Genomic DNA, 13,343 nt, shown 5'->3' with positions numbered 1-13,343 from the left:
CACCACTGACAGACGAAGGGCCCCTCACGCACCCACCAGAGCTCGCCTACCCTTGCTGCCTTCCGGCCCTGGGGGAGTTCAACGAGATAGCGCCGCGTGAGGGGCTGCCGCCACCCTACCGGATCTCCGCCCCTCCCCCCGCCCCCACCCAACGGTTCGCGAGCATCCGACGATGTCTTGTATCGTGTCCGGCGGAGGATTCGCCTAGAGGCCTAGGGCGCACGCTTGGAAAGCGTGTTGGGTTCACACCCTCACGAGTTCGAATCTCGTATCCTCCGCCAGCTCTCACCGGGCTGACCGAAGGCCCCCGCCGCCATCCACGGCCGGGGGCCTTCGTTGTGCCTCAGCCCTCGTTGTCCTGGTTTTTGTCCACAGCGGGTGCGGCCGGGGTTCCCCGGAGGGCGCCGACGATCTTCCGAGCGACGTCCTTGAGCATCGCGTCCGGGACACCGAGGCTGAGCAGGACGGCACCGAGCAGGCAGCCCTCGCGCATGTCCGCCGCTTTGAGCATGTGACCGTATACGCACGCGGCAGTTTGCGTCTGATATCAGTCGGTCTATGGGTGAGGTGCTGGGGAGGTGTTCGCGCGGGGCGGCAGCATGCGCAGGGCCATCACAGTGCCGTCGTCGCCGAATGAGACGGGACCCCACTTCGGGGCCGTCACCTCGCTCGGCCAGGTGCCGCGCCGCTCGTACGCCCGGTGCCGGTACTCCTCGACCCGGCCTGCCGCCAGCAGCTCGTACAGGTCCGTGGCCATCCCGGAGAATGCCTCGACGCGGTTCCCGCCGAGGCGAAACACCTGGTCTGTGCCGACGAAGTGGGCTGGACCCATGTCGTGTGAGGCGTCGCGGACGCTGGAGGAGCCTGCGAACGTCCGCTGTGCGTAGTGCTTGCGGCCTTGCTTGGTCGTCAGGTAGGGAGCGATCTCCTCGCCCGCCCCGGCGAATGCCAACTGGGCCGCCGCGCTGGTCCGGGCCAGCACCTGGGCGAACCAGGCGAGGTGCCTGCGGGGGACGAAGAAGCCGTCATGGAAACGTGCCACGCCGTCCTGGGCAGGCGGGAGCGGCACGGCACCGGCGTACGTGAGGTTTTTCTCGGGCGGGCCTTCCGCTGCCTCCGGATTGACATTTGCGCTCCCACGCCCCTCGGCCGGCCTGGGTGGCAGCAACCCGGACCCCGGTGCTTGCAGGGCGTTGACGACGATGCCTTCCTGAGCGAGCAGTTCGGTGGACATCAGCAGACACGGCGTGGTGTTCCATTCGCCGAGGTGAAGGTGTTCGGCACGTTCACCGGCTCTGGCGAGCTGAAGGAATGCGGAGCGGTCGGCCTTGCTGGTCCGCTTGGTGGCGACCTGGTGGTTCCCGTTCACCGTCACCACGAACACGCTCGACGGCTCGCCGGGCCGCCACGCCTCGATGAAGAAGTCGGGGCGCGGGCGCGCACCCAGCGCGGGCCGCGAACCGGACTTCGCGAATCCGGCCAGCAGAACGGGCTCCGCATCCACGGTGGAGATCAGACGGTCGGGGAAGCGGTGTCGCACGGCGCGCTCTGCGACGGCGAGCCCGAAGGCGCGCCCGAGCTCTCGGGCTTGCATGGCGCGATAGGACTGTTCGGGGGTCTGTCCCTCGTCGGTGAGCGTGAGGCGTCCGAAGGAGTTGCCCGCCAGAGCCTGGCAGTACTTCAGGGCCTGCCAGTGCTCGGCCAGCCCTCTGCCGCGTCCCTGCCGAGCCAGCGTGGTGGCCCTTGCCAGGGTGGCGAGCAACTCCCAGGGGGTGGCGACGAGATCCCTGCGGTCGCCGTCCCGCAACGGTGCGAGATCGGGCTTGCGAGGGCTGCGCTCGTCTCCGGGGTTCTTCCGCGCGCGTTTCCGGTCGATGGCTGCGGCAGCCTTGTCGGTGCCCGTCACGACAGGAGGGGCCGAGTGGATGTGAACGGGCAGTGGGTGGCTGAGCCGGTCGAGAACCTCTTCGGTCGATGCTCCCATGGCCCGTCACGTTAGAAACGCACATGGGGGCGCATGCAAGGATGCGTGGCGCACGCAGGGCGCATTCCGGCAAGGAGGCCATACGGATGAACATGCTCAATCCGTGACATAGAGGGCGCGTCCAACCGGGACCGCGCTCATCTGAAGGCCCAAGAAGACCAAGGTCAAGTTGTGCGCGTCCGTCTGGACACGCACTCCATGGAAGTCGATCCCGACTGCCTTCGACCAGCGGGGGCCGCCTCCGACTCGGGGAGAAGCCTGGCTCCCGGATACAGGCAGTGCCACTTCACGCCCCAGACGTATCCGTTTAGATCGACATCTGGGAATGCTCCGCGGAGCTTCCGCCCGGCTGCGACGCGGATTGGCGCGACGACTGGCCCCTCGCGCCTGAGTCACCTCCCGACGTCGCGCATTTCGATGCCCCAACTCTGGTGTGTCCCGGCGTCGCCGGCGCACTGGACAGTTCCGTTTCACCCGGCCCGGATGAGCAAGAACAAGCTGGTCGGCAGAAGTACCCCAGACCATCCGGAGCCCGACCAGGGGGCCTCCTGTACCTGCCGAGCACCGTGTGTCCGTTTCTGTGCCAGGCGCGGTCATTCGGCGTTATGGTGCCTCGACACAACGTGAAGGCGTGCGAAACGCCGCAGCAGCCTGGGGGGCCGCATGCGCGAAATGATCAAAGGCGCGAACATCGCTCTGAGAGACCTGAGCGAGACCGTCGGGGGTGTACTCGTCCGCCTGACCTGGAGCAGCGACTCGGGTGACGGTGACGCGGACGTCTCCGTTCTCCTGCTGAACGCATCCGGCAAGGTGCGCAGTGACGCGGACTTCTTCTTCTACAACAACCCCGACGCACCGGACGGCAGCGTCCAGCTCCTCGGCAAGACCCCAGTCGCCGACGGGAACGAGGACCGGATCAGCCTCGACCTCTCGGCCATACCGCCGGACGTCGAACGTGTGGCGATCGCGGCCAGCAGGTACGGCGGCGCCAGGTTCGGTGGCTTGCACGATCTGCGCCTGACCCTTTCCGATGCCGCCGGAGAGGACTTGCTCGGGTTCAGCATCGACGACGCGGGGGCCGAGAGCGCGTTCGTTTTCAGCGAGATATACCGGCGGGCCGGGGAATGGCGGTTCCGGGCCATCGGCCAAGGCTATGAAAGCGGACTCGCCGGTCTGGCGACGGACTTCGGTATCGACGTCGATGACGAGGGGGAGGACGACACCGCGGAGCCCGATACCGCGGAGCCCGATACCGAAGTCCGGGAGCCCGAAAAGCCGCTCGTCGACGCGGTGCCGGCCCCGCCGCCGGTCCCCGAGCCGGTCGTGGCGGCGACGGTCCCGGGCCCGGCCCGGCGCCCCCGTACCGCGAGGAAGAAGGTGACCCTGCCCAAGGTCGCCAAGAAGTCGCTCGCGGAGCACGATTCCTGGAAACAGGCCAGGCTCTTCCCGGTCCCCTCGCTCAAGAACGACCGCGAGCGTGAGGCCCGCGCCACCTCCGTCCTGCTGTCCGTGATGGCCCAGGTGCCGGAATTCGGCCGTCGCCTCACCGCCGCCTTCGGCGCTCCGGCCGGCCGCATGGAGACCTTCACGGAGGTGTCACTGCCGCACGGCGACGCTCCCAAACGCCCGGATGGCGTGATCCGCGTCGAGCGGGCGGGCAAACTGTGGACCGCCCTCGTCGAAACGAAGACGAACGGCAATCCCCTCAAGCCCGAGCAGGTCCAGGACTACGTGGACATCGCCGCCCGCCGCGGGTACGAGGCGGTGATCACACTCTCCAATGATGTTGCGCTGGAGGGCAGTCCACTCGTCGAGATCAAGATTGACCGGCGTCGTAAGCACAAGGTGTCGCTCTGGCATCTGTCCTGGGCAGAAGTGACGCATCAGGCGCGGATGTTGATCCGCCACGAGGGCGTGGGCAATGCCGCGCACGCCTGGGTTCTCCATGAGCTCCTGCACTACCTCGAGCACGGCAACTCGGGGTGCCATGGCTTCCAGAACATGGGCCCCTCCTGGGTGCCGGTGCGCAACGCGATCGACGAGGAAACCCTCAGCCAGGGTGACCAGCGCGCGGTCGACGTCGTGGAGAGCTGGGAACGCCTGGTCCGGCAGGTGTGTCTCCGACTGGGGGGCGAGCTGGGCCAGAAGGTCCTGCCGGTGCAGCGTGGCAGGCGCACCGCCGATCCCAGTGCCCGCCGCGTCGCCCTCGCCGACCAGCTCTGCCGCGACGGCCGCCTCAACGCCGAACTCCGCATCGAGGGAACGCGCGGCGTGCTCGCCATCACAGCGGATCTGCGCACCGGCAAACTGCGCACATCCGTGGACGTCCCCGCGCCCGAGCAGGGCTACCCTCTCTCCTGGGCCAAGCGATTGCTCCGGCAGCTGAGCGACGCCCCGGCGATGTGCACGTCGAGACGCTGGTCGAGGAGGGTACCGGACCACGCGGCACCCTGGAACGACTGCGCCCGGAGCCGGCCGATCTGCTCCCGGGCGACGGAGCCCGGATCACCGGTTTCCGTCTGTCCCTCTTCAAGAGCATGGGCAATACCCGCGGCAACGCCGAGACCAGCTTCATCCGCAGTATCGACGAGGCCGTCGACCGCTTTGTCAACGGCGTCGTCACTCCCCTGGCACGCCGCCCGTCCCGCCGCTCGCAGCGCGCGGAGCAGAATCAGGCCATGGACGCACTGGCGGGGGCGATATGAGCGAGTCGCACGGCTTAACGGTCTCCCCGTGGAAGCGCTTCGGCCATGACCGCCTGTATGTGAACTCCCCGGCCGGTGAAAAGATCGCCTGGCTCGACCGGACCACCGGGCGGATCACGGTGCTCGTGGAGGAACAGCGCGATGCCGCGTTGGACGCTCTCGCCCCCCATCTGGCGGAAACGTCGCAGGGGAGCACCGTCACAGCACCGCCCGCTCCCACCGATCCCGTGCCCCAGGTCCGCCCCCCGGCGGTCGGGCTTCGCCCCGAGGACGACCTCGCCGCGAACCGGCCCGGCGAGGCGCTGCTGGCGAAACTCGCCGAGCTGAGACCGAGCTTCTGGCGCTACCTGCTCACGAAGCTGCTGGGCCGCACGTCCGAGGCGGACAGCTGGCGGAAGGGCCTGCGCGGTGAGCAGAAGGCGGGCGCCGAGCTGGAACGGCTCGCTGCCAGGGGCTGGCGCGTCCTGCACTCGATACCGCTGCCGCGCGACGTGGACATCGACCACCTGCTGATCGGGCCGGGCGGAGTCTTCTCCATCAACACCAAGCACCACAGCGGAGCACACATCTGGGTGGGCGACGATTCCGTGAAGATCGCCGACCGGTCCTATCCCTACGTACGCAAATCCCGGGCCGAGGCCAGACGCGCCTCCGCGGCTCTCACCCGGGCGTGCGGCTTCCCCGTCGCAGTCTCCCCAGTGCTCGCCTTCGTGGACGCGCGGAAGGTCGTGGTGGTGCCTTCGCTGCACGACGTACGTGTGGTGCGCCACCGGGAGATCGCCACGATGAAGTCCCTCACGGACGTCTGGACCGCGGCCACCGTGGAGAGCATCTACACGGCGGCGCGGAACCGCCGAACCTGGAACCGCGCCCGCGGCGGACCGGACGGCTGACCCGGGCGGCTGCACACCGGCGCACAACGAAGGCCCCGACCGAGATCACGGTCGGGGCCTTCGTTGTCCCTGCGTTGCGTCGAGAAGCTCACCGCTGCCTTGATCACGGAACTGACGGTTCAGGTTGATCTGCCGTATTGCCTCTGTTACCCCGACAGCGCACCTCCTCGTCCCCGGCCGCACGAGGCACGCCGGCACTCGACGCTGTCAACGCTCCCTCAGCGGGCGAGCGATGTCAGCACCACCCGGAGGTTTGTTTTTTGATCTTGAGCGGTGAGTTGGAGGATCGCCGCCGTGATTGGGCAGGCCTACCAGGGGCGCGACCCCGAAGCCGGCCAGTGAGTCTGAGTGGTCTCAATCCTGGTCTCATTCAGCTCTTTCCGGGGGCGTTCAGCGCGCGGTCGATCGCGCGGGCCGCCGCAGGTCGGGACAAGCGCGAACAGCTCCGGACACTCCGACGAACAGTTGGAAAGCGTGTTGGGTTCACGCCCCCACGGTTTGAATCTCGTAGCCTCCGCCAGCTCGCCGAGGCTGCTCGCCTGCTACCCACGCCCGGGGCGAGGCTGTTGGTGGCGCTCGAACCGTGGTGGGAGTGGCGTCCGACTGCGCGGTCGTGATCGGTGCCGGCCTCGGAGTCCTGGAGTTGAACGACGGCCCGCGGACCACGGCGGCGTTCGCGGCCCTTCGGACGCGGGCGCCGAAGTCCTCATCGCGCTCGGCGGAAGTGGCCGCCTGGGTCTGCGGACCGGCAGGAGTGGGTCGTACGCAGGGCTCCGGGCGAAGCGGCGGGCGTGGGGCGGTCCCGGCTGACACCCGCTGCCGTGCCGGGGCACGGTGCGCGAGCGCGCGCAGAGGTGGCCGGGCGGTCGGTCGCGTCGCCCTGCCGCCGGGCCGGGCCTGCCCGGTCGCTCAGTCCTCGGTCCCTTCGGCGAGCGCTGCCTCGTAGGCGGTGAACGCCTTGACCACGGCGGCTCGTTCGGTCGGCTCCAGCGGGTCGAGCGCGGTACGCCACGCACGTGCGCCCGGGGAGAGCCAGCGCTCCAGTGCCGACCGTTTCGCCGCCGGGACGCTGACGATACGCCGCCGCCGGTCGTCGTCGTCCTCGCGCCGGTCCAGTACGCCCTTTCTGCTGAGTTCGCCGACGAGCAGGCTCGCGGTCGTCGGTGCCACCTCAAGTCGATCGGCCAGCTCGCGGACCGTCATCGGGCCGTCGAGGAGCAGCAGTGACAGCAGCGACAGATGGCGCGGGGCGAGCGCCATCCCCCGCAGTTCCTCGGGGACCTCCATGCGCTTGATCCGCCCGATGGCGCGGGGCATCACCAACAGCAGCGCGCGGATGGCGGCGTCCAGATCGCCGGCGTCACGTTGGTCGCGGGAGTCACCGCTGTCGTCGGGTCCGGGGTGGACGGGAGGCGAGGAGGCCATTATATTTGATCTCAAATCTATTTTGCTCACACGGGCACCAGGAGGAAGTATGCCGCACTGCACCGTCACCCTCGCCGAAGAACTTCTGGACGGCACAGTCGAGGAGCGGCTTGCCGGCACCCTCACCGACGCCGTTGTCTCGGTCTACGGCGACTGGGCCCGCCCGCTGGTCGTCATCGCCCTGCAGGGCATCCCGACCGCACGGTTCGCCGTGGGCGGCAGGCTCGGCACCGCCCCCGGCCCGGCGGTACAACTGAACAGCCGGGCCGGGCTGTTCGAGCAGATGCCGGACGCCGCGGGTCGCCTGGCCGCCGCTCTCACGGAAGCCGTCGTCGCCGTACTCGGCGAGCACCTCCGGCGGGACATCGCCATCACCCTGGTCGGCGTGCCCGACGACCGTTCCGCGGTCGGCGGCGAACTCTTCGCCACCCGCCACTGAGCCGCCTTCCGGCGGGCAGGGCGAGCAGGGCGGGCAGGGCGAGCAGGGCGAGTGTGGTGTGCCGGTGCCGTGAGGTCCGGCGTCCGAACGGGCAGGGGCACCTGCGACGCGGACCAGTTCCGACTGCGGCGTCTCGGGGGGTGACCAGCTGGTCCGGTTCTGCGGCGGATCAGCAGGTGACGGTGCGCCGCGGCGACCAGGTCGGCTCCGTGGGCGGTGAGGATCTTCAGCTCGGCGATGACCTCGGCATCCGGTCGCACCGGGGCCAGTCGCGCCGCATCCCGGGCATCGGTCCTGCCCGGCCCGGCAGCGGCCCGGCAGCAGCACGGCAGGCACCGCCGTGTGAGGGCGAGCGGTACCGTCGGGAGAGCAGCTGCCTGCCCTCCGCGTCGCTCACCGCGCGACGGACGCCGCAGGCCCGGGGCGGCATATCCCGGCACCGTCGCGGGTAAAGGCTGATCGCCGCCGGTCTGCGCGAGCGCGTCGGCGGCGGGCAGAGGAGCGATGCGCGGCTCCCAGGAGGAACAGGGCTGCGTGGGCAGTGGTCCCGATGGAGCGTCCATGCTGCGAATCCACTTCACCCCCGACGACATGGCGCGGGTCAAGGTGGCCCGGGGTCCGGACTTCCTGTGGGAGATCACCAACAGCGTGCAGACGCTGCAACGGACCGACGGGGAAAGGGTGTTCGGCGCCTGGCGTCGATGGGTGCGACCACGGCTCCCGCAGGGCCGACGGCTGCTCTCACCCCTGCTGCCGCCGTACGGCTACTCCCCGGACTTCCTCACCCCCACATCCGGTGACCGCCCCACCCTCCAGGCGGCCATCGACACCCTGCTGGGAACTCCGCGCCCGAGATTGCGAACGGAGTTGACGCGGCTGGCCACCTCGACACGGCTGCCCCGCTGGACTCGCGCACTCGCCGAAGGTGACGCGGACACACTCGCACGGCTGGGCGACGCTCTCCACGCCTACCAGGCACAGGTGCTCCGCCCCCACTGGCGGCACGTCCGCGCGGACGTCGAGGCGGACCGCGCACGGCGGTTGCAGAGTCTGATGGACGGCGGCACCGAGGGTCTGCTGGCGGGGCTCGGACCGGATACCCGCTGGTGTCCGCCCGTTCTGGAGGTCACCTACCCGGTCGACCAGCACCTGTATCTGGCCGGCCGGGGGCTCGTGCTCCAGCCCTCGTTCTTCTGCTGGCCCGCCCCGACCACGCTGGCAGACGGGAACCTGCCGCCCGTTCTGGTCCATCCGATCCACCACACGGCCGGCTGGGCCTCGCGGTCGGTCGGGCCGACGCCGGTGGCGGGCCGCGACCCACTCGGGCGCCTCCTCGGGAGGACCCGTGCGGAGCTGCTGCGGGCCGCCCGTGTCGGCTGCACCACCGTGGAAGCCGCACGGATGCTCCAGGTGACGCACCCGGCGGTCAGCCAGCACATGAACGTTCTGCGCGCCGCGGGTCTGATCACCACGGTCCGCACGGCCGGACGCGCCTTCCACCTCGCGACGGCCGAGGGGCGCGCGCTCCTGACCGCCGAGGACCGCGGCGCCGGGAACAGACCGGGCGACACGACACGCATGTAAGCCTGGACTTACGTCACTTGTGCGCCTCCCAGCCGGGGCACCACGCTTGCCTCTCGTACGGTCCCCTCCCCCACAAGAGCCCTCATGGGCGAGAGACCTGCCCTGCGCACCTCGCCGTCCAGGCCCTCGCCCGTATACCCACCGTCCCGGCCATGAACGTGCCGGCCATGAACGTGCCGGCCGTCGCCGCCTACCGTTCCGGCTGATCGAGCGAGGCGGGCACGGTGCCACCACGCGCATCCGAACCCACTTCCCCGGAGGTCATGTTGAGCACGCACCGTCCAACCCGCAGAGGTGCCATGAAGGCCGCTGCCGGAATCACCGCGCTGACGGCCCTCAGTGGGGCCGGCCTTCTGGGGGCGGCCTCCCCCGCCCACGCGGCCGGCGACGGCTTCGGCCTGCGCATCGTCGAACGCGGCGAAGGCGACCCCAGGATGTGGTACTACCGCTTCGCCACCGCCGAGATCGGCTGGAACCCCGGCGTCAACGTCCTCCTCCCGGACGGCTACCACACCTCGGGGCGCAGGTATCCCGTCCTGTACCTCTTCCACGGCGGCGGCCTCGACCAGGACTTCATCGCCTTCGACCGGCTGGGCATCCGCGCCTGGACCGCCGGGAAGCCGCTCATCGTCGTGATGCCCGATGGAGGTCACGCGGGCTGGTACTCCAACCCGGTCAGCTCCAACGTCGGTGCCCGCAACTGGGAGTCCTTCCACATCGGACAGCTGCTCCCCTGGGTCGACGCCAACTTCCGGACCTATGCCGAGTACGACGGCCGCGCGGTCTCCGGGTTCTCCATGGGCGGGTTCGGTGCCCTGAAGTACGCGGCCAAGTACTACGGGCACTTCGCCTCGGTCAGCTCCCACTCCGGGCCTGCCAGCCTGCGCCGCGACTTCGGCCTGGTCACCCACTGGGCGAACGTCTCCTCGGCAGCGGTGGAGCTGGGAGGAGGCGCCGTCTACGGCGCGCCGTTGTGGGACGAGGCGCGAGTCAGTGCGGACAACCCGGTGCAGCGCGTGGAGAGCTACCGGAACAAGCGCGTGTTCCTGGTGGCTGGTACCAGCCCCGACCCCATCAACTGGTTCGACACGGTCAACGAGACTCAAGTCCTCGCGGGGCAACGGGAGTTCCGCGAACGTCTCGGCTCGGCGGGGATTCCGCACGAGTGGCACGAGCCGTCGGGCGGCCACCTCGTGCGCCCCGACCTGTTCCTCCGCGATCTCGACGGGATCGTGGCCCGTCTCCGTAAGGCCTGACCTTCCTTCTTCCGCGCCCGCCACCCGGGGCCCTGTCATGCGCGGATCGAACGCTGCCTCCCGTTCCGTCGGGCACGAAGACGGAGCCACCGACCGCGGCCGGCGGGCTCGCCATGGTGGGCGTCGGGACTCACGGCCAGGAGGCCGATCAGCCGGACAGCAGGATGCCGGGCGAGAACGGCGGCATGGCGACTGGTCCCAAGACGACTGCCCCGGGCGCGGAGCCTCGTGGCCCAAGCCAGGCGCAGGGAGCGCGCCCCCGACCTGCTTCGGCACGGGAGCGGTGATGTGCGTCTATCGCGTCCACGACGAAATCGGAACGCCGAGGATCAGCAGCACCGTTCCGGCGGTGTGGCACGTGACGTGCAGCCGCCCGGCCCGCACGCCGGCGTCGCGGAGAAGTTGCTTCCACACGTGGTGGAAGGCGCGGCGCCCGACCGTGCCGTTGGCTGTCAGGGAGCGGCCAGCGCCTCGGCCGGGTAGCGGCGCGGACCATGGCCGGCGGGGGGGGACGGCGAATGCCAGTCCCGGGAGAACGCGTGCCCCGTCGTGACCCCGATGCCGATCAGCACACCGCCTGTGCCGCCGGGTGCGGAGAGCAGCGGCGACTCGGCCGGGAACTGGGTGCGGATCTGGCCGCGGGTGGCGCCCGGGGCACGCCGCAGGCCGATCAGGAGGCCGGCGAATGCCTCGTCGGTGGCCTGCTGGGCGGCCAGCGCGTCGGAGGGCGGCAGACCTTCACCTCGTTGGACGCCTCCGGGTCGGCGGTGGCACGTGGGCGTCGACAACGTGTGATCACGGGCGTCACCGCCCCCGGGCCCGTCCCGGTCGGACCGGGGTGCCGGTGCCAGGACAGGCCGGTTCCGGTGGGCCTCGGCGCGGGCGGTCCGCCGCTCGCAGCGGGCGGGCGGGCGTCGGCGGTCTACCATCCCCGAATGGTGGGCAGGCAGTTGGTGATTCTCCTGCGCTCCCCGTGGCGCCGGGCGATACCGCAGGACATGGCGCTCGCGGGCGGGCTGCTGGTGATGTGCCTGCTGGTGAACGACCCCGGTGCGGCGGTGCGCGACACCGTGTACGGGCCACTGGCGGAGGTGCTGGACGGCCCAACTCCCTGGCTGTGGTGGACGGCCACCGCGGGCGTCACGGTCGCCGTGACGCTGCGTCGACGGTGGCCGTCGGCGATGTTGGCCGTCGCCACTCTCGCCACCGCGACCCACGTGGCGTTGGCAGTGCGCCCCATGATCATCGACAGCGGCGCGCTGGTGCTCCTGTACACCGTGGCGGCCCACCGCCGCCGTGCCGTGTCCGCGGCGGCGCTGGCCGTCATGGTGGCGCTGGTGACCGCCTGGAGTATCTGCCACGCCTTCCACGGACGGTTGGCCGCCGGGCTGCCGAGCACCGTGATCAGGTACGGCGCCCCCGCGGACGGCGGCGGAGGCGGAGGCGGAGGCGGAGGCGAGGTGAGCGTCTCCGACCGGGATTCCTCCTCCAGCGCCTGGCTCACCGCCCTGGTGTACGGCTCGGCCCTGGTGGTGGCGTGGTCGACGGGGTCGGCCGCCAGGAACCGCCGCGCATACCAGGAGCAACTGCGGACCCGGGCACGGGACCTGGAACGCGAGCGCGACCAGCGGGCCGCCCTGGCGGTGGCCGCCGAACGCGCGAGGATCAGCCGTGAGATGCACGACGTCGTCGCGCACGGCTTGTCGGTCATCGTGATCCAGGCGCAGGGAGCGGCGGCTGCCCTGCACGACGCGCCAGCAGAGAGCGAGGCGGCGCTCGACGCCATCGTCGGCATCGGTCGCGACTCCCTGGCCGACATGCGCCGGGTGCTGGCCGCGGTGGGCGAGACGGACGGCAACTGGCATCCGCCGCCTGGTCTGTCGCAGCTGGAGAGCCTGCTGGCCACGGTCGAACGGGCGGGCACTCCGGTCCGTCTGCGGGTGAGGGGAGACCCGAGCGCCCTTCCCGCCGCGGTCGACCTGTCGGCCTACCGCATCGTCCAGGAGGCGTTGACCAACACGATCAAACATGCCGGGGAAGGTGCCACCGCGGACGTCACCGTGTCCTACGGCAGGGGCGAGGTGTCCGTCGAGGTCCGCGACGACGGCCGGGCGGCCCCGTCGATCGTCTCGGAAGACGGCGGTGGCAACGGACTGCACGGCATGCGGGAACGCGTCCGCCTGCTCAACGGCCGCTTCAGCGCCGAAGCCTGCCCTGGGGGAGGATACGTCGTGCGTGCGGCGCTGCCCCTCCACCGCTCCGAACGGGAGGCCGGTCCGGGCGCATCGTCCGCACACCGTCTCACCGGAGGAAGCCCGTGATCCGCGTTCTTCTCGCCGACGACCAGACGCTGGTGCGTACCGGCTTCCGGCTGATCCTGGAGCGGGCCGCCGGCGTCGATGTCGTCGGGGAGGCGGGAGACGGCGCCGAGGCCGTGGCGCTGACCGCCGAACTGCGGCCGGACGTCGTCCTGATGGACATCCGCATGCCCGGGGTCGACGGCGTCGAGGCCACCCGTCGTATCTGCGGCGACCCGGCCGCCGCCAACAGCCGGGTGCTGGTCCTCACCACGTTCGACCTCGACGAGTACGTCTACGCCGCGCTCCGGGCCGGTGCCAGCGGCTTCCTTCTCAAGGACACCCTGGCCCGCGACCTGGTCGCCGCCGTCCACGTGGTGGCCCGCGGCGAGGCGGTCACCGCGCCGAGCGTCACCCGCAGGCTGCTGGAGCGCTACGTGGCCACCGTCCCGGTACTGACCGCCTCGAACGGCGCGCTCGGCCTGTTGACCGAGCGCGAACTCGAGATCCTCGTTCTCCTGGGCCGCGGCATGTCCAACGCGGCGATCGCCCGATGCCTGCGGGTGACCGAGGGCACGGTCAAGACACACGTCAGCCGGGTGCTGGGCAAACTCGACCTGCGGGACCGCGTCCAAGCCGTCGTCTACGCCTACGAGTCCGGCCTGATCCTCGCGGGCAGCGACTGATCCGGCCCGCTCGCGTCCGCCGCGTCCGCCGCGTCCGCCGTGTTCGCCGCGTCCGCCGCGTCCGCCGTGTCCGC

General features: G+C 70.5%; 9 protein-coding genes, 1 tRNA gene, 1 other RNA gene and 3 pseudogenes. 8 read left to right on the top strand and 6 right to left on the bottom strand.

Annotated elements, in window-relative coordinates; translation table 11 throughout:
• Positions 1–12 precede the first annotated feature (12 nt).
• Positions 13–109, bottom strand: an RNA gene (gene ffs, locus RM779_RS22515) — signal recognition particle sRNA small type.
• 84 nt (positions 110–193) lie between these two features.
• Between ffs and RM779_RS22510 the strand changes: the two genes are divergently transcribed.
• Positions 194–281, top strand: a tRNA-Ser gene (locus RM779_RS22510).
• A 62-nt stretch (positions 282–343) separates the two neighbouring features.
• On the opposite strand, the gene RM779_RS22505 is transcribed toward RM779_RS22510, so the two are convergent.
• The 3 genes and pseudogenes from RM779_RS22505 to RM779_RS33885 form a co-directional block, all read right to left on the bottom strand.
• Positions 344–511, bottom strand: a complete 168-nt coding sequence (locus RM779_RS22505; RefSeq protein WP_311619563.1) for a hypothetical protein — start codon at positions 509–511, stop codon at positions 344–346.
• A 45-nt stretch (positions 512–556) separates the two neighbouring features.
• Complete coding sequence (locus RM779_RS22500; RefSeq protein WP_311619562.1) at positions 557–1,984, bottom strand: hypothetical protein; 1,428 nt, start codon at positions 1,982–1,984, stop codon at positions 557–559.
• A gap of 96 nt (positions 1,985–2,080) precedes the next feature.
• Positions 2,081–2,304, bottom strand: a pseudogene (locus RM779_RS33885) (YxiG-like protein); the annotation flags it as partial.
• Positions 2,305–2,647: 343 nt separating this feature from the next.
• On the opposite strand from RM779_RS33885, the pseudogene RM779_RS22495 reads away from it, so the two are divergent.
• Positions 2,648–4,689: pseudogene (locus RM779_RS22495) on the top strand (TerD family protein).
• Positions 4,686–5,582, top strand: a complete 897-nt coding sequence (locus RM779_RS22490; protein WP_311619561.1) for a nuclease-related domain-containing protein — start codon at positions 4,686–4,688, stop codon at positions 5,580–5,582. The pseudogene RM779_RS22495 and the gene RM779_RS22490 overlap by 4 nt, the downstream one beginning before the upstream one ends.
• A 909-nt stretch (positions 5,583–6,491) precedes the next feature.
• Here the strand turns inward: RM779_RS22490 and RM779_RS22485 are convergent.
• The gene (locus RM779_RS22485) at positions 6,492–6,899 is read right to left on the bottom strand and encodes a MarR family transcriptional regulator (protein WP_311619657.1); all 408 of its coding nucleotides are present in this window, start codon (positions 6,897–6,899) and stop codon (positions 6,492–6,494) included.
• Positions 6,900–7,056: 157 nt separating this feature from the next.
• On the opposite strand from RM779_RS22485, the gene RM779_RS22480 reads away from it, so the two are divergent.
• From RM779_RS22480 to RM779_RS22470, 3 genes are all read left to right on the top strand, one after another.
• Entirely contained in the window at positions 7,057–7,446 is a 390-nt protein-coding gene (locus RM779_RS22480; protein WP_311619560.1) for a tautomerase family protein, read from the top strand.
• Between the two features lie 561 nt (positions 7,447–8,007).
• Positions 8,008–9,030, top strand: coding sequence for a winged helix-turn-helix domain-containing protein (locus tag RM779_RS22475; protein ID WP_311619559.1), 1,023 nt, complete (start codon positions 8,008–8,010; stop codon positions 9,028–9,030).
• Positions 9,031–9,293: 263 nt separating this feature from the next.
• Positions 9,294–10,286 carry an alpha/beta hydrolase gene (locus RM779_RS22470; protein ID WP_311619558.1) on the top strand — a complete coding sequence of 331 codons (993 nt, stop codon included), beginning with the start codon at positions 9,294–9,296 and terminating at the stop codon, positions 10,284–10,286.
• 452 nt (positions 10,287–10,738) lie between these two features.
• Here the strand turns inward: RM779_RS22470 and RM779_RS22465 are convergent.
• A pseudogene (locus RM779_RS22465) lies at positions 10,739–11,058 on the bottom strand (ABC transporter permease); the annotation flags it as partial.
• A 163-nt stretch (positions 11,059–11,221) separates the two neighbouring features.
• Here RM779_RS22465 and RM779_RS22460 point away from each other — a divergent pair.
• Positions 11,222–12,607, top strand: a complete 1,386-nt coding sequence (locus RM779_RS22460) for a sensor histidine kinase (protein WP_311619557.1) — start codon at positions 11,222–11,224, stop codon at positions 12,605–12,607.
• The gene (locus tag RM779_RS22455) at positions 12,604–13,269 is read left to right on the top strand and encodes a response regulator transcription factor (RefSeq protein ID WP_311619556.1); all 666 of its coding nucleotides are present in this window, start codon (positions 12,604–12,606) and stop codon (positions 13,267–13,269) included. Before RM779_RS22460 ends, RM779_RS22455 begins: the two co-directional genes overlap by 4 nt.
• Positions 13,270–13,343 lie beyond the last annotated feature (74 nt).

Source organism: Streptomyces johnsoniae, from assembly GCF_031845565.1.
GTDB lineage: Bacteria > Actinomycetota > Actinomycetes > Streptomycetales > Streptomycetaceae > Streptomyces > Streptomyces johnsoniae.
The sequence above is the reverse complement of the archived record's forward strand: the minus strand, read 5'-3'. Positions and strand labels throughout refer to the sequence as shown.

What these genes read in the sequence shown, in the direction of transcription:
- RM779_RS22505 (WP_311619563.1), bottom strand. Translation starts at nt 511, where the DNA reads ATGCTCAAAGCGGCGGACATGCGCGAGGGCTGCCTGCTCGGTGCCGTC.
- RM779_RS22500 (WP_311619562.1), bottom strand. Translation starts at nt 1,984, where the DNA reads ATGGGAGCATCGACCGAAGAGGTTCTCGACCGGCTCAGCCACCCACTG.
- RM779_RS22490 (WP_311619561.1), top strand. Translation starts at nt 4,686, where the DNA reads ATGAGCGAGTCGCACGGCTTAACGGTCTCCCCGTGGAAGCGCTTCGGC.
- RM779_RS22485 (WP_311619657.1), bottom strand. Translation starts at nt 6,899, where the DNA reads ATGCCCCGCGCCATCGGGCGGATCAAGCGCATGGAGGTCCCCGAGGAA.
- RM779_RS22480 (WP_311619560.1), top strand. Translation starts at nt 7,057, where the DNA reads ATGCCGCACTGCACCGTCACCCTCGCCGAAGAACTTCTGGACGGCACA.
- RM779_RS22475 (WP_311619559.1), top strand. Translation starts at nt 8,008, where the DNA reads ATGCTGCGAATCCACTTCACCCCCGACGACATGGCGCGGGTCAAGGTG.
- RM779_RS22470 (WP_311619558.1), top strand. Translation starts at nt 9,294, where the DNA reads ATGTTGAGCACGCACCGTCCAACCCGCAGAGGTGCCATGAAGGCCGCT.
- RM779_RS22460 (WP_311619557.1), top strand. Translation starts at nt 11,222, where the DNA reads ATGGTGGGCAGGCAGTTGGTGATTCTCCTGCGCTCCCCGTGGCGCCGG.